Here is a 15,036-nt window from a genome sequence, read left to right on the forward strand (position 1 = left end):
GCGGGTGGCGCGGGGGGTTCGGCAAGGGCGGGGAAGGCCGCGGTGTCGCGGCCTTCCCGTCGTCGTCAGTACGCCAGGCCGATGTTCTGCGCCGCGTTCGCCGTGTCGTAGGCCTTGTCCTGGATGATGACGTCCTGGGCGACCGGCTTGCCCTGGGTGAACTCGTCCAGGGTCTGGAAGGCCAGCGGGCCGAAGCGCGGATTGGACTCGATGACGCCCTGGATCCACCCGTCCTTGATCGCCTGGACGGCGTTGCGTGTGCCGTCGACGGTGACGATCTTGATCTGCCCGGCCTTCTTGCCCGCACCCTTCAGCGCGCCCACCGCGCCGAGACCCATCTCGTCGTTCTCCGCGTAGATGCCCTTGATCCCGGGCTTGGACTGGATGAGCTGCTCGGTGACCTGCTGGCCCTTCTCCCGGGTGAAGTCGCCCGTCTGCTCGAAGACGACCTTCAGGCCGGGTGCTTTCTCGGCGATGCGGTCCTTGAAGCCCTTGGTGCGCTCGGTGGTGACGTTGTTGCCGGCCGCGCCGAGGAGGATGGCCACCTCGCCCTTCCCGCCTGTCGCCTTGATCATCTGGTCGGCGGCGCGCTTGCCCTGCTCGATGAAGTCGGAGGCGATGAAGGACACATAGTCCTTGCAGGCGGTGGCGTTGATCTTGCGGTCGATCGTGACGATGGGGACCTTCTTGGCGGCGGCGGCCTTGAACACCGGCTCCCAGCCGTCGGAGTTGAGCGGGGCTATGACCAGGAGGTCGGCGCCCTTGGCCAGGAGGTCCTGGACGTCGCTGATCTGCTTGGAGAACTGCGACTGGGCGTTGGCCGTCAGCAGCTTGACGCCCCGCTTCTTCGCCTCGTCCTTGATGGACTGCGTCTCCGCGATGCGGAAGGGGTTGGCTTCCTTCTCCGACTGGGAGAATCCGACGGTGGCGTTCTCGAGATCCAGCTTCTTCGCGCCGTAGTCGGCGGCGGTGCAGGTCTCCGAGCCCGCCGCGGGAGAGGCGACCTGCTGTCCCCCGTCGCTCGCGGAGGCGGAAGTTCCGGTGTTCTTCGAGGAGTTGTCGTCCTCGGACTTGGCGCATGCGGCTGCGGAGAGGACGAGTGCGGCCGTGCACAGGGCGAGCACGGGGCGGGTGCGGATCCGGTGTGTGGTGCGGGTGCGGTGCGTCATGGGAACCCCGTTCCGGGTGCACTTGATGACGGTTGCATGACAGGAATGGCGGTCGAGCGGGTGAGCGCGATCACCCGTGAGTCGGGGCCTCGGTGAGGTGCCTGGTGCATGGTGGGGCGGGCCGGCTGAGGTGCGGGCCTGGTCTGCACCAGGGTTTTACATCGTTGGAAGAGGCGTGTAAAGGGTCGGTGCACCAAAGCGTCTCTGCCGCGGAAGGGCTGGTGTCCGCCCGGTCCGCCGAACGGGCAGATCAGACGCCCTGCGCGGCCCGGTGAAAAGAACTCGGCTTCCTCGCAGGGCGATTGACTGGAGCGTGGGTGATGTCGGAGCGTCTGCCGGCTGCGGGGGCGCAGGGCGGCGCCCGGACCGCTTGCATCGTTGGAAGACGCACCGCGCAGGTCCGGTGCGGCGCACGGCCTCAGCGGCGACCGAGGGTGCTCTCCCGGCACACCAGCGAGTATCCGGCGTGGACCCGCCGTGCCTCGTGCTGTTCTCCACCCAGCCGGGCCAGTACGGCTTCCACGGCCATTCTGGCGATGGTCGCCTTGTCGGGTGAGACGGAGGTCAGGGTGATCGCCCCGTACCGGCCCTCGATCACGTTGTCGAAACCGACGACGGCGACGTCCTGAGGAATGCGCAGCCCCCGCTCGGACAGCACCCGCATGGCGCCGAGCGCGATGAGGTCGTTGTAGGCGAACACCGCGTCCGGCTGGTGACCGGCGTCCAGGATGCGGGCCATGGCCGCGGCTCCGTCGGCGTGCCCCCAGCCGTCCGTGGCGCCCACCAGCCGGGGGTCGGCCACGAGCCCCGCGGCGTCCAACTCCTCGCGCCAGCCGCGCAGTCTGAGGTGGGCCGGCTGACTGCGTCCCCGGCGCGCGCCGAGAAAGGCGATGTCGCGCCGACCGAGCGAGATCAGGTGCCGCATCGCCTGACGTGCGGCGGCCACGTTGTCGATCGCGATGTGGTCGTACGGCAGTGGGTACTCCCGCTCCCCGAGCAGCACCAGGGGTACGGCCTCGGCCCGTTCGCTGAGGTCCTCCGCCTCCAGCTCGATGGGACTGAGGATGAGCCCGTCGATGACCCGGGTGCGAAAGCCCTGACTGACCAGGATCTCCTGGTCGCGTCGGCCGCGAGTGTGGTCCAGAAGTACCGTGTACTCGTGTTCGGCCGCCGCGTCGATGATCTCGGTGGCCAGCTCCGCGAAGTAGGGGTTGCCCAGTTCGGGCAGGGCGAGGGCCATGATCCCCGTGCGGCCCTTGCGCAGGTGCCGGGCGGTGAGGTTGGGGCGGTAGCCGAGTTCGTCGATGGACCTCTGCACGCGTGTCCGCATGGCGGGGGTGACGTGCGGATGGTCGTTGACCACATTGGAGACCGTCTTGATGGAGACGCCCGCGTGCAGCGCGACGTCCTTGAGGCTCACCCGCACGATGCTCCCTCCGCATCCGGGCAGCCGCCCGGTTCACGAGCCGCATGCGCGCCCGCAAGCGGGATCCCGGCGTGCCCGGAAGGCTTCACGCCGGGTTTTCCAACGTTATACGCGGCCGTGTTCGTCCATGACAAGGGCTTGCGCCGCATGCGGAAACGCCTCGAAGCATGTCAAGAGGGCCGAATTCTTCGCTCCCGGCCGTATCTTCAACGACGTTGCTTTGTACGACTCGTGATGGTGCATCAGAATCACGGAGACGCGCCGGAGAAGCATTTCGCGCGAGGCTTCCGGCTACGTCGCCCGCCCGCCCGCAGTCGGCCGCGTCGCTTGCCGCGGTCGGCGACGTCGTCCGCCTGAGGGCGGTGACGTCACCTGCCGCCGACGCCGCATCCTCGGGTCGGCTGCCCGCCGTGCGTCGGACACGGGCCCAGGAGGTTGACCCCATGGCCACCTCCTGAGCCGTGATGTGCCCAACCATCCGGTCCGCAGGGCAGGTCCGCAGGGCAGGTCCGGAGGGCAGGTCCGGAGGGCGGGTCCGGAGGGCGGGTCCGGAGATCGGCCTGACGCGCCGTCAGTCCTCGGTGGTCGGTCGTCCGCCGAAGACCCAGTTGTGGACCTCGATGTCGGCGTACCGGTCCGGGATCAGGACGGCGCGTGCCGTACCCGGGTCCGGCGCGCGGACCAGCGCCGCCGTACCGAGCCAGGTGGTCCCGTCGTCGGCCAGCAGCGGCCCGTACGCGATCAGTTCGTCCCGGTCGTCCGGGACGGTCAGGTCGGCGGCCTGCCCCGGGGCGAGGCCGAGGCCGATGACCAGGTACCGGTTCCCCTCGGTGCGGCCGCCGGGGAACTCCCACATGGTGCGGCCCAGCATGTTGCGCCACCTGCGCAGCAGTACGTCCCGGTAGGCGCCGGCCTGGTAGTTGGGCTCGTCCAGGGCGAACGCGCGGGCGGCGGCGGAGTCCGGCAGGTCGAGGATGTGCACGCTGCCGGTGGGCGTGTCACCGTCGTCGGCGAGTGTCGGACCGCGGGCGATCATCTCCTTCGCGTACCCGTCCATGTAGGACCAGTGCGCTTCGATCAGCTCGTCGCGGAGCGCCAGGGAGCCTGGCCGGTCGCGGTGGTAACAGAAGTACTCCATGACCGCTGACTCTCCCCGAGGAAGGGACGCATCTCAACGGAGTTTGGCGTCCCCTGCTGGTGCTGGTGCTGGTGCTGGTGCTGGTGCTGGTGCTGGTGCTGGTGCCGCGGCCGGTGTCGGTGCGCACGTCCGCCGACTCCCCCCGGCCGATGCCGGGGGCCGACGGTCATGGCAGTTCGTACCGCACGAGTGCCCTGGAGGCGGGCTCGCCGGTGCGTTCCGCGTACTTCAGTCGCGCACGAACCTCGCGGAGTGTCCGGGGCCGGTAACCGGGGCCGCCGCAGCAGCTCTTGTGGAAGCCGACGCCCGCGTTCAGCAGAACCGAGAGCGTGCGCCACGCGGCGATGTCACGCCGCCGGGGAGCGGCGAACGCCGACCCGGCATGGATCAACGGCTCGGCACAGCGTGGGCAGAGCCGCTGCCGCTCCCGGTCGTAGGGCTGCTTGTACGACGCCCGGCACGGAAGGCAGACGTACGAGGTCTTCGCGTGAGCCATGGCCTCAGCGTAGGGAGCGCTCAGGGGAGTGACCACTGAAATACGTCCGGCGCCCTCGGGCACCCCGACCGAACAGGGCCGTGCGGCGCCGCGTTGCGGTGCACCCGCTCCCGTTTCAGACGGCTCTCATCTTCCAGATGCATACTTCCGGCCCGGCGAACAGGGTGATCGGGGCGGGTCCGGGCCCCCTGTCGCGGCCTGCCGCGACGACGCTCAGGCCGGCTCCGGACAGCGGCGCGTTTTGGCCACCTCGGGTGACACGACTGCTGGGGGGACGTCGTTGACCAGGCTGCATGGGTACTTCTCGTTGCGCGCCCGACTCGGCCTGCTCGCCGCCGCCGCGGTGGCCGTGGCCGCCAGCACGGCGGCCGTCTCCGCCTGGCTCGTCACCCGTCAGCAACTCACCGACCAGCTCGACTCGAACCTGCGCAGTGTCCAGGCATCGCCCCGGTACGTTCAGGCCCTGCTCGGCACCTGTGGCGTCGAGCAGCCGTCGGCAGGCAGTAGCGACCAGACGCCGACGTCGTACACGGTGCAGGTGATCACCGCGGACGGTTCCGTCTGCGCCGCGCCCGGCAGCACGCCGATCGAAGTCACCGACGAGGACCTGGCCGTGGTCCGCGGCCTGCGAGGGCCGACGCTCCACGACGCCGTGTCGGAGAAGGGGGAGCCGATGCGCGTGGCGACCTCGCGTCCCGACATGCCCCGTGCGGCGGGGGACTTCGCGGTGTCCATCGCCCAGCCCCTCGACACGGTGAACGACCCCCTGGGCAGGCTCGCCCTGATCCTGCTGGGCGTGGCCGGCGTGGGCATCGTCGGCGCGGCCACGGCGGGCGCCGGTGTCGCCCGCACCGGGCTGCGCCCCGTCAAGGCACTCACCGCCACCGCCGAACACATCGCGCACACGGACGATCTGACGGTGCGTATCCCCGCCGAAGGGGACGACGAGATCGCCCGGCTGTCGGAGGCGTTCAACGCGATGACGGAAGCCCTGGCCACGTCCCGCACGCGGCAGCAGCAGTTGATCGCCGACGCCGGTCACGAGTTGCGCACCCCGCTGACCTCGCTGCGCACGAACATAGAGCTGCTCATCCGCAGCGAGAGGACGGGGCGTCGGATACCGGCGGACGCCAGGCTGGACCTGCTCACGTCCGTCGGATCCCAGATCGGTGAACTGGCCGGCCTGGTCGGCGATCTGCAGGAGCTCTCCCGCCCCGATTCCGCCCGGGGGAACGGGCCGCTGGAAGTGGTGGCGCTCCACCATGTCGCGGAGCGAGCCCTGGAGCGGGCCCGGCGCCGCGGAAAGCATCTGGAGTTCGAGAGCGCCATGGACGACTGGTACGTCCTCGCCGAACCGGCCTCCCTGGAACGCGCCGTGGTGAACCTGCTCGACAACGCCGTCAAGTTCTCACCGGAGGGAGGAAGGGTCAGCGTGTCGCTCGGGTCCGGTCGGCTCACGGTGCGGGACGAGGGACCGGGCATCCCTCCCGACGAACTCCCGTACGTCTTCGACCGCTTCTGGCGGTCGCCGACCGCACGAGGCCTGCCGGGCAGCGGCCTCGGACTCGCGATCGTCTCGCAGACCGTGCGGCGTTCCGGGGGAACCGTCGAGCTGCGCTCCGCGGGCGCCGTGGGAACCGAGGCAGTCGTACGGATACCGGGATCGCATCAGCCTCCCCCCGAACGGGCTCCGGGAAACCGGCCGGCAGACCCGTGACGGCCCGTGCAGCACGCCGACTTGCCGGTCTCGGGGTGGTGCGCGAGCCCCGGCCAGGGCAGGTGGACCGACGGACGGGGAGTCGATGTGACGCACATCACGCCGCGGTGCGGGCAAGTTTTACCCGACGTGATGATCAGGGCGGCCGATGCGTCCGTATCTCCTGGCATACGAGTCGCTCACGCCTGGAGGCCCCGTGCCCTTGCCCCGCAAAGCCGGAACCGTGTTCATCGTCGGTGCGCTGGGTCTTACCGTCTCGGCACTCGCCTACCCCGCGATGCTGGGGGTGCAGAACACGACGACCTCACAGACCCGGGTCATCGCCAACACCCGCTACGGCCCGGTCACCGAGGCCGACCGCGACTTCGTCGTCAAGGTGCGCTCGGCCGGCCTGTGGGAGTACCCCCTCGGGGAGATCGCCCTGAAGAAGGGTTCGACGCCGGAGATGAGGGAAGCGGGCAAGCATCTCATCGTGGGGCACGCCGGGCTCGACGCCCTGTGCCGCAAGATCGCACCCGAACTGAACATCACTCTGCCCAACCAGGCGACGCCTCAGCAGCAGCAGTTCGTGCAGACCTCGGCGGCCCAGTCCGGCAAGCAGTTCGACACCACGGCCGCGAACATCATGCGTGTCACCCACGGTCAGATCTTCCCGGCCATCGCCAAGATCCGTGCCAGCACGCAGAACAGCCTGGTGCGCGAGCTCGCCGATCTGGCCAACGACACGGTCCTCGACCACATCACGGTGCTGGAGAAGACCGGCATGGTCAACTTCGACCAGGTCAACTTCCAGCAGTCCACGCCGCCGAAGCTGCCCGCCAGCCAGGTCACGCCGCCCCCGCCGCAGCCCGGCTCGCCCGTCGTCGTCCTCACCCCCCGGCCCGACCTGAACATCAACACGCGCTCCCCGGCGCCCAGTCCGACGGTCCGGTGACGCGGCGGCCACGGACTCCGGCCCTCGGGAACCGGGTGCCCCATGAACCCGGGGCGCTGCGGGACCGGTCCGTCCGTGGCTTCACGCATCGCTCCGCGGACGCGTGCGGGGGAGTGCGCCCGTAATCCGGTCGCAGCCGGTGCCGCGATTCGGCACACTCCGGGATGTGGAACGTCTGCAGGAGATCGCCGACCGGCTGGCCGGAGTCGGAGGTGTCGTCGGGGTGGCCCTGGGCGGCAGCCGGGCCAGGGGAACACACCGCCCTGACTCCGACTACGACCTGGGCCTCTACTACCGGCCACCCCTGGACACCGGGGCCCTGCGCCGCCTCGCGTCCGAGCTGACCGGCGAAACGGTCGACGTGACCGAGCCGGGCGGCTGGGGGCCGTGGGTGGACGGCGGAGCATGGCTGACCGTGGACGGCCACCGTGTCGACTGGATCTACCGTGACCTGGACCGGGTGCACCGGATCTGGGACCAGTGCCGGCACGGGCAGGTCGAGGTGGGCACTCAGCCCGGTCACCCGCTGGGCGTGTACTCCCACGCCTACGTCGGCGAGTTGGCCCTCGGCCGCGTCCTCGCGGACCCGGCCGGCGAACTGCGCGCGCTGCAGGGCGAGACCCGCCGCTACCCGGAGCCGCTGCGCGCGGCGCTGATCGCCCCAGCCGTATGGGAGGCGCCGTTCATCCTGGGGAACGCCCGCAAGGGAGCGGCCCGCGGCGACGTCTTCTACGTCGCGGGGTGTCTCTTCCGCGCGGTCGGAGTGCTCGTGCACGCCCTGCACGCGCACGCGGGCCGCTGGGTGCTCAACGAGAAGGGCGCGGTCCGGGACGCGGGTGAACTCCATGCCGCCCCCGCGGACTTCACGGCGCGTGCGCACGGGCTGTTCGCCGCCCTGGGCACGGACACGGACACCCTCTCCGCGACGCTGGACGCGGCCGAGGCGCTGGCCGCCGAGGTCGCCGACCGCACCTCCGGACGCCCGTGCCCTCCTCCGTGATCCATCGCGCGACCCTCGCGGGGCCGAGGAAGGCACCGGAGCAAGCAGGGGAGTCCGGGTTCCGTAGCGACGACCGGCCGCCGCGCCCGTGACCGACGAGTCGGCGTGAGCGGCCGGTCGGAGTGGCCTTCGGCGTGAGCGTCCGGTCGGCGTGACCGGTCGCCGTGAGCGGCCGGTCGGAGTGACGGCCGACGAGTCCCGGACCCGGCGGTCCCCGGAGCCCGCGGTCCCCGGAGCGCGCGGTCCCCGGACCGTGGGCTCCGGGCGAGGAGCAGGGCCGTGCTACTCCACGCTCGCCTGCTCGAACGCGATGGTCACCTGCTCCATCGCCGGACCGCCACCCGCCTGGAACGACGGAGTGGTCCACTGCGCGGCCCAGGCGTTGGACAGCTTGATGCGTCGGACGGGGTTCTCGTCGGCGTCCAGCTCGACGAGCGTGACGTCCTGCCGCGCCGATCCGAGGGACTGGTCGACGAGCGTCTTGTCGACCCAGTCGGTGAACGCCGGGCTCTTGTCCGAGCCCCGGACGACGGTCACTTCGCCGTGGGGCGGCCCCGTCTGATCGCGCGCCGTGCCGGCTCCCGCCGGTGTCGCGTACCTTCCCGCTGCGACGTCCTGGTCGAAGTCCGCACTCGTCACGCGCTGCACCGACTCCACTGGGAACCGGCCCAGTTCGATGACGAATCTGTGGTCCGTCGGCAGATCTCCGAGGTTCATCGCGACTTCCTTCCACGACCGTTGTGGCAACTGATAGTAGTCGTCACGAGGCGCTGTGTGACGATTCGGCGGGTCGGCGGCACCGTCGGAGCGGTCCCGCGGTCGCCCGTCCGGCCGTGGACACACCCCGGATGCGCCGGCAGGCGTGCGCCTCGGACCGCTGGGGGAGGCCGCATCGGAGGCAGTAGCCTGCACGCCTGCGTCACCGTCAGGTGAACGCGCGCCGCCAGACTGCGTATCCGGGACCCACTCGCGCTCGTCGCCCCAACTCCCCTTTCCGCAGGTCGTCGTGCCCGCCCGGCTCACCAGCCGCGCCGGCCCCAAGCGGAGGGGGGCCTTGCTCGCGGCTGCCATGGACGGCGACCCCGGCCGGGCGGAACATCCCAGCACCCACGGGCTGACGAGCACCGGCCTCACCGCTCGCCCCCCAACGCCGGCCGGCCTCGCCGTCCGCCAGCTTCCGGGCCTTCGCCCGGACCGTCCCGAGGAGTGCTGTGACCGCACGGAGTGGACCAGACCCGAACAGCTCACCCGTAGGCGCCTCCGCGAGTGACGCCAAACTCGCCGAGAACTACCTGCGTGCCTTCGGCTACCTGCCCGAGGACGTCCCGTTGCAGAGCGACGGCGGGCGCGCCGCGGTACGGGCCTCGCAGGCGATGGCGTTGCTCCCGACCACCGGAGACATCGACGAGGCCACCCGCGCGGTCTTCGAGCAGCCCCGGTGCGGCTTCCCCGACCGGCAGGGCGTCGAGGATCCCCGCAGCGGGAAGTCCCTCACGAGCGTCGCCGAGTTCGTCGCCTTCGGAACGGTGTGGGACCACGCGGTGATCACCTACCGGATCAACAACCTGAGCCCGGACTTCGACCAGGACCGGCAGCGGGCACTCATCCGTACCGCCTGGGAGCGCTGGGCGGCCGTCGTCCCGCTCGTGTTCCAGGAGACCACCGGCGCGCCCGACATCGAGATCCGCTTTGCCCGGGGCAGTCACGGCGACGGCTCCCCGTTCGACGGTCCCGGCAACATCCTGGCCCACGCGTTCTTCCCGCCGCCCAACGGCGGAAGTCTCGCGGGGGACGCGCACTTCGACGAGGACGAGCAGTGGCAGGACGGCGTCCGTCCCGGCGGCTTCGACCTGTTCAACGTCGCCGTCCACGAGTTCGGTCACTCGCTCGGCCTGAACCACACCTCGGTGCCGAACTCCACGATGAACCCCTTCTACCCGGTGCCGAGCACCCCGGCCGCGGACGACCGCGAGGGTGTGCGGCAGATCTACCGGCGCCACATCTGGGCCGCCTCCCTGTACCGGGACGTACTCGGCCGCCGGTTCGACGACGGAGGCCTGGACTTCTGGGTGCGCAAACTGTTCTCCAACAGCAGCCCGGAGCAGGTGGCGCGCGGGTTCCTCTACTCGCTGGAGAACTCCGGCCGCATCGCCACCGACCTGTACTTCACCCTCCTCGACCGGGCGCCGGAGCCGGCGGGCCTCGATCACTGGCGTACTCAGCTGGCCGGCGGTCTGGGGCGGCAGTCCGCGATCGTCGCCTTCCTGGACAGCGCCGAGTACCGCGGCAAGTACCCGGCGGGCGACGCCTTCATCGATTCGCTGTACCGGCGCCTGCTGCGCCGTCCGCCGGACGCGGGCGGCTACCGGTACTGGAAGGACATGATGAAGGGCGGCATGTCCCGCTACGAGGTCGCCCGTGCCTTCGTGCTGAGCGACGAGTACTGCCGCGCGTACGCCCGCGGCCTGTACCGGAACCATCTGCGCCGCGAGCCGGAGCAGGCCGGCTGGGACGGGTGGACGGGTCGTCTGAAGGCGGGACTGAATCATCAGGACGCGGAGACCGGCTTCGTCGCCTCGCCGGAGTACCAGAACGCGGTGGTCGGTTGGTGGTGACCCACCGCCCGCGGCGTCGTCGGGGCGGCCGGGGTGCCGCGTGCCACCGGCACGCGGCACCCGTGGGGCGACCTGCCGGTCACCCGCTGGACCCACCCGCCGCTCACCACCGTCCGCCGGCCGCTCCTCGACATGGCCGCCACGGCCGCCAACACCCTGCTCCGCATCATCGACGGCGAACACGTGGACAACCTCCGCCTCGAACTCGCCACGCAGCTGATCGAGAGGGGAAGCACGGCGCCGCCCCCGGACGCCACGGGCACGGCGCCGGCCGGGGGGTGACCAGGGCGGCTCGTCGGTGCTCCGCCGTCTGCCGGTGACCGCCGGTCACTCGAGGCCGGGCCGCTCCTGGGGCGCCGGCCGGTGTCTGCCGGTGGCCAGGAGGCGGGACACGGCGTCCGCGGGGGCGAGTTCGCCGGGGCTGGACATGGGGACGGACCAGTAGACACGAAAACCGTCCGGGTTCTTCGCGGTCACCGGAGGCACGGCGAGGCAGCGCCCCTGCCCGACGTACTCCGCGTCGTCGTGACGGAGCGTCGCCCACTCGCGGAGCCGGCCGACGCTGGGTCCCACCAGCACGGCGTAGAACTGGGAGGCCCTGTCGAACACCACGGGGCCGCCCTCCAACACCCGCGCCAGGAAGGCGGACACCCCGACGGGATCGCTCGTGCCGGCGGCGGAGTGCACCACCTCGCCCGCGACGCGCACGGCACCGAAGAGCGTGCTGCAGCGCAGCAGGGCGACGCCCGACTCCTGCCACTGCGCACGAGCGAGCCGTACGTCCTGCGCCGCGGACAGCAGCCAGTGCTCCACGGCGAGGTCCCGTTCCGCGCCGGTGGTCAGGTGCGGTTCCCGGCCGGCCCGCGCGTCGTTCACGGCGCGGGGCTCCCTCCCCGGCTCTCCCCTCAAGACGAGCCAACTCCCTTGTGACCGAACCCTCCCGGGCTCCGGGCGGGCATTCCTCTGGACATCTCTGACAGAGGAACTTCCGGACTTTCACCGGGGGCGGATGCGGCTCCTCACGGAACCGCACCGCCTTCGGCCGTCCGGCGCGGGGGAGGTTCGGTCGGGGGCAGGTCAGACGTCCGTCACCGACGTGGTGACCGGCGTGCCCGTCTCGATCGTGCGGCTGACCGTGCAGAGCCGTTCGTGGGAGGTCTTCACGGCACGGGGCAGGATGGCGCGCGCCCGGTCGCCGGACTCGCCGTCCGGGAACGTGACCGAGAAGGTGACGCGCAGGTCGGTCATCCGGTTGCCCAGCTCGTCGGTGATCTTGTGGCCGGTCACGGTGATGTCGAACCGGTCGGGTTCCGCGTGGCGGCTGGTGGCGACATCGACATCCGCCGCCGTACAGCCCCCGAGCGCGGCGAGCAGCAGCTCGACCGGGGTGAATTCGGTGTCGCTCTGCGCGTCGGAGCCGGTGCCGAAGCTGATCGTGCCGCCGCGGGCGTTCGTCGCCGTGTAGTGGCCGGTGCTGGTGCGCTCGACGGCGACGGAGCGCAGGGTGTTGTCGGTCATGCCGACGACACTAATGTCGCGCCGGGCCGACCGCTGCGACCCGGGCCGGCCTCGGCGTCGTGCGGGGCGGACGGGGCGCGGCGGGTCGGTCCCGAGACCGTGCGGGGCGGACGGGCGTGCGGCGGGTCGGTCCCGAGACCGTGCCGGGTGGACGGGCGTGCGGCGGGTCGGTCCCCAGGTCGTGCCGGGTGGACGGGGCGCGGCGGGTCGGTCCCGAGGCCGCGCCCGGTGGACCGGCCGGACGCCGGTCCACCGGGGTGGTGGATCACAGGAAGCGGCGGATGGGCACGACGGCCGCCTCGCGGGCACGCTGCACGAGCGAGCGCCGCTTCCACCGGTCGGCGTGGATCAGCTCGCTGGCCTCCCGGTCCTCCTCGAAGTGCGCGTCGAGGGTGGCCGTGAACTCCCGGTCCAGGACGGCGAGCATGACCTCTTCGTCGTGGTCGAAGGAGCGGCGGTTGAAGTTGGTCGATCCGATCAGCGCCGCGGTGCGGTCGACGGTGATGACCTTGGTGTGCATCATCGTCGGCTGGTAGTGGTAGATCTTCACCCCGCTGTCGGTGAGGTCGGTGTAGAAGTTCTGACCGGCCAACTGGCACACCCGCTTGTCGGTGTGGGGGCCGGGCAGCACGATCTCCACCTCCACCCCGCGTCGCGCGGCGGCGCAGAGCAGTTCGACGAAGTAGGCGTCCGGCGAGAAGTAGGCGGTGGTCAGCCGGAAGCGCTCCTGCGCGGACTGGAGCATCACGCGGATCAAGGTCTGCATGTCCTGCCAGCCGAAGCTGGCCGATCCGCGCACCACCTGCACCACGGCGTCACCGTGCGGACGGTGCTCGACGAACCGGTCGCGCCCGTCGAAGAGTTCGTCATGGCATTCGGCCCAGTTCTGCGCGAACGCCGCGGCGAGACCGTCCACCGCGGGGCCCCGCACCTCGACATGGGTGTCACGCCACTCGTTCTCGTTGCGGGCGTCACCGCACCACTCCTCGGCGATCCCGACGCCGCCGGTGAAGGCCACCTGTTCGTCCACGACGAGGACCTTGCGGTGGCAGCGGTGGTTCTGCTTCAGGGGCGAGAGGTACAAGGGCTTGCGGAACCACGCGACCTGCACGCCGGCCCGCCGCATGGTCTCCAGCAGGTCCTCGTCGATGAGCCTGCTGCCGAAGCCGTCCAGCAGCAGGCGCACCCGCAGGCCCGCTTCGGCCCGTTCCGCGAGGGCCATCGCGAACTCCCGGGCGATGTCGCCCTTCCAGTACACGAAGGTCATCATGTCCAGCGTGTGCTCGGCGGAACGGATGCGGTCGAGCATGGCCGCGAAGATCTCGTCGCCGTTGCGCAAGGGACGCAGCGCGTTGCCCTCGGTCGCGGCGATGCCGATCAGCCGCTCCAGTCGCCGTCGTATCCGTGCGGCGCGCTCCTCGAAGTCGTCCGGGGCGATGGGTGCCCCCGGCTCGGGAGAGGGCGGGTCCGTGCGTTCGTCCGTGTGGGTCATGGCTGTGTTGGTCATTGCCTCTCCTGGCCGGCACTCGTCGGAGGAAGCGGGACGCCGACGTCGCCCGGCCCGGCACGAACCGGCGGGCGCGGCGGCGACGCCGGTCAGCGTCGGCGGCGGGAGGACCAGCCGGTGCCGACGCCGGCCAGGTGCAGCGCGAGCACGGTGAGCCCGATGAGCATGATGTTCGTCGACGTGAACGTGTCGTTCGTGGAGATGTCTGCGGCATTGATGAGGAACGAGATGAAGAACAGGACCGCTGCACCTATCGCGAGCATGGGGATCTCCGAGTCGAGTGTGTGAAGAACGAGTGAAGTCCGAATGCCCCCAAGCAGCCGATCGACACAACCCGACTCGTCGGACCGCGTCACGAGTCGAGCAGCCCCGTTGTGGCGCACACATGCCGGAGGCCGCTCGACGGGACGTGCCCTACGCCTGCCGGCTCTTCGCCGCGTCGCGCACCCCCGTCAGGAATCGGCGCACGGCGGCGACTTCGCCTTCGTCGAAGGTTCCGAGCAGGTCCAGGGTCTGTGCGATCAGCGGACCGAAGTGCCGCTCGCCCAGGGCGACGGCCTGCTCGCTGACCTGGAGGCGCACCCGACGCCGGTCGTGGGCGTCCCGCACGCGTTCCACGTGACCGGCGCGTTCGAGACGGTCGATCGCGGAGGTGGTGCCGGCCGAGTGGAGGCCGAGCCGCGCGCCGAGCTCCCCCGGTGTGAGAGGGGCGCCCGCGCGCTCCGCGTCCAGCAGACAGATCAGAGCGCGTACGTCCGTCGTGTGGAGGCCGTTCGTTCGCGCGAACTCCCCCTGGAACAGTGCCAGTTCGACGGTGACCTCGCGCAGGAGGTGCACGATGCCCATCCCGGTCCCACCCTCGCCCTCGGGCTCGAACGGACCGCGCTGGCAGGCCACTCGTACGGCGCCTGGATCGCCCTGCACCACGCCCTCGCCTCCTCCCGCGTCGACCGGCTCGCGCTCCTCGACCCGACGGGCTGTTTCTCCGGATACCGGCCCGGGTACCTGCTGCGCGCGCTGCCGATGCTCCTCGCGCCCACCCCCGCGCGCGTCCGCTCCTTTCTGAACTGGGAGAGCCGTGGCGCACGCTTCGATCCGGCGTGGCTGGCGCTCCAGGAGGCGGCGGCCGGGTTCGAGAAGGCCCGACCGGTCACCGGCCCGCGCCCCGACGCCGCGGCCCTACGAGACCGGCGTACGCCCGTGCTGCTGGTGCTCGCGGGCGGCAGCCGGGCGCACGACACCGCCCGAGTGGCGAGCGCCGCCGCACGAGTCCTGCCCCACGCCGAGGTGAGCGTCCTGCCCGGCACCGGCCACCACGGCCTGCACCACCTTGCCGCGCATGAAATCAACGAGAAGGTGGGCGCGTTCATCGGATCCCCTCGCCGGGCCGAAGGGCCGTAGAGGCCGTCGATCGACCCGTTTCCCGTGCGACGAACGGATCGTGCCGAGCCGACCTGCCGCGCGCATCCGTTGGCGATAGGCTGGCCGGGAACCCTCGATTCCGCCGGCCTGCTCG

At 71.1% G+C, this 15,036-nt stretch carries 16 protein-coding genes; 6 read left to right on the forward strand and 10 right to left on the reverse strand.

Translation table 11 applies throughout. The features are described from left to right. Positions 1–65 precede the first annotated feature (65 nt). The 4 genes from ACSYGO_RS41245 to ACSYGO_RS41260 all read right to left on the reverse strand — a co-directional run bounded on the left by ACSYGO_RS41245 (position 66) and on the right by ACSYGO_RS41260 (position 4,229). Entirely contained in the window at positions 66–1,169 is a 1,104-nt protein-coding gene (locus ACSYGO_RS41245; protein ID WP_460389880.1) for an ABC transporter substrate-binding protein, read from the reverse strand. Between the two features lie 418 nt (positions 1,170–1,587). Beyond that, positions 1,588–2,595 (reverse strand): LacI family DNA-binding transcriptional regulator, encoded by a 1,008-nt coding sequence (locus tag ACSYGO_RS41250; protein ID WP_426676335.1) that lies wholly within the window; start codon positions 2,593–2,595, stop codon positions 1,588–1,590. 571 nt (positions 2,596–3,166) lie between these two features. Further along, entirely contained in the window at positions 3,167–3,733 is a 567-nt protein-coding gene (locus ACSYGO_RS41255; protein ID WP_460389881.1) for a YciI family protein, read from the reverse strand. A gap of 166 nt (positions 3,734–3,899) precedes the next feature. Continuing rightward, the gene (locus ACSYGO_RS41260) at positions 3,900–4,229 is read right to left on the reverse strand and encodes a deoxyxylulose-5-phosphate synthase (protein WP_460389882.1); all 330 of its coding nucleotides are present in this window, start codon (positions 4,227–4,229) and stop codon (positions 3,900–3,902) included. 280 nt (positions 4,230–4,509) lie between these two features. Between ACSYGO_RS41260 and ACSYGO_RS41265 the strand changes: the two genes are divergently transcribed. The 3 genes from ACSYGO_RS41265 to ACSYGO_RS41275 all read left to right on the forward strand — a co-directional run bounded on the left by ACSYGO_RS41265 (position 4,510) and on the right by ACSYGO_RS41275 (position 7,880). Continuing rightward, a complete protein-coding gene (locus ACSYGO_RS41265) occupies positions 4,510–5,946 on the forward strand; it encodes a sensor histidine kinase (RefSeq protein WP_460389883.1) in 1,437 nt (478 codons plus the stop codon). Positions 5,947–6,142: 196 nt separating this feature from the next. Then, positions 6,143–6,880 (forward strand): DUF4142 domain-containing protein, encoded by a 738-nt coding sequence (locus ACSYGO_RS41270; protein ID WP_426676331.1) that lies wholly within the window; start codon positions 6,143–6,145, stop codon positions 6,878–6,880. Between the two features lie 166 nt (positions 6,881–7,046). After that, complete coding sequence (locus ACSYGO_RS41275) at positions 7,047–7,880, forward strand: nucleotidyltransferase domain-containing protein (RefSeq protein WP_460389884.1); 834 nt, start codon at positions 7,047–7,049, stop codon at positions 7,878–7,880. A 282-nt stretch (positions 7,881–8,162) separates the two neighbouring features. Here ACSYGO_RS41275 and ACSYGO_RS41280 read toward each other — a convergent pair whose 3' ends face one another. Further along, positions 8,163–8,597 carry a phage tail protein gene (locus ACSYGO_RS41280; protein WP_460389885.1) on the reverse strand — a complete coding sequence of 145 codons (435 nt, stop codon included), beginning with the start codon at positions 8,595–8,597 and terminating at the stop codon, positions 8,163–8,165. Between the two features lie 494 nt (positions 8,598–9,091). On the opposite strand from ACSYGO_RS41280, the gene ACSYGO_RS41285 reads away from it, so the two are divergent. Together ACSYGO_RS41285 and ACSYGO_RS41290 are read left to right on the forward strand one after the other, a co-directional pair. Continuing rightward, positions 9,092–10,495 carry a matrixin family metalloprotease gene (locus tag ACSYGO_RS41285; RefSeq protein ID WP_460389886.1) on the forward strand — a complete coding sequence of 468 codons (1,404 nt, stop codon included), beginning with the start codon at positions 9,092–9,094 and terminating at the stop codon, positions 10,493–10,495. Positions 10,496–10,528: 33 nt separating this feature from the next. Next, the gene (locus ACSYGO_RS41290; RefSeq protein ID WP_460389887.1) at positions 10,529–10,777 is read left to right on the forward strand and encodes a substrate-binding domain-containing protein; all 249 of its coding nucleotides are present in this window, start codon (positions 10,529–10,531) and stop codon (positions 10,775–10,777) included. A gap of 45 nt (positions 10,778–10,822) precedes the next feature. Here the strand turns inward: ACSYGO_RS41290 and ACSYGO_RS41295 are convergent, their stop codons facing one another. The 5 genes from ACSYGO_RS41295 to ACSYGO_RS41315 form a co-directional block, all read right to left on the reverse strand. Beyond that, positions 10,823–11,371 (reverse strand): hypothetical protein, encoded by a 549-nt coding sequence (locus ACSYGO_RS41295; protein ID WP_426676326.1) that lies wholly within the window; start codon positions 11,369–11,371, stop codon positions 10,823–10,825. Positions 11,372–11,572: 201 nt separating this feature from the next. Further along, on the reverse strand, positions 11,573–12,013 hold the full coding sequence (locus ACSYGO_RS41300; protein ID WP_426676325.1) for an OsmC family protein: 441 nt from the start codon (positions 12,011–12,013) through the stop codon (positions 11,573–11,575). A gap of 265 nt (positions 12,014–12,278) precedes the next feature. Then, positions 12,279–13,520, reverse strand: coding sequence for a phospholipase D-like domain-containing protein (locus tag ACSYGO_RS41305; RefSeq protein ID WP_460389888.1), 1,242 nt, complete (start codon positions 13,518–13,520; stop codon positions 12,279–12,281). 89 nt (positions 13,521–13,609) lie between these two features. Continuing rightward, positions 13,610–13,783 carry a hypothetical protein gene (locus ACSYGO_RS41310; protein ID WP_199791355.1) on the reverse strand — a complete coding sequence of 58 codons (174 nt, stop codon included), beginning with the start codon at positions 13,781–13,783 and terminating at the stop codon, positions 13,610–13,612. Between the two features lie 151 nt (positions 13,784–13,934). Further along, positions 13,935–14,366 (reverse strand): MarR family winged helix-turn-helix transcriptional regulator, encoded by a 432-nt coding sequence (locus ACSYGO_RS41315; RefSeq protein WP_432190053.1) that lies wholly within the window; start codon positions 14,364–14,366, stop codon positions 13,935–13,937. Between ACSYGO_RS41315 and ACSYGO_RS41320 the strand changes: the two genes are divergently transcribed. Continuing rightward, the gene (locus ACSYGO_RS41320; RefSeq protein ID WP_460389889.1) at positions 14,352–14,921 is read left to right on the forward strand and encodes an alpha/beta fold hydrolase; all 570 of its coding nucleotides are present in this window, start codon (positions 14,352–14,354) and stop codon (positions 14,919–14,921) included. The two genes, ACSYGO_RS41315 and ACSYGO_RS41320, sit on opposite strands and share 15 nt — an antisense overlap. Positions 14,922–15,036 lie beyond the last annotated feature (115 nt).

This window comes from Streptomyces krungchingensis, from assembly GCF_054729265.1.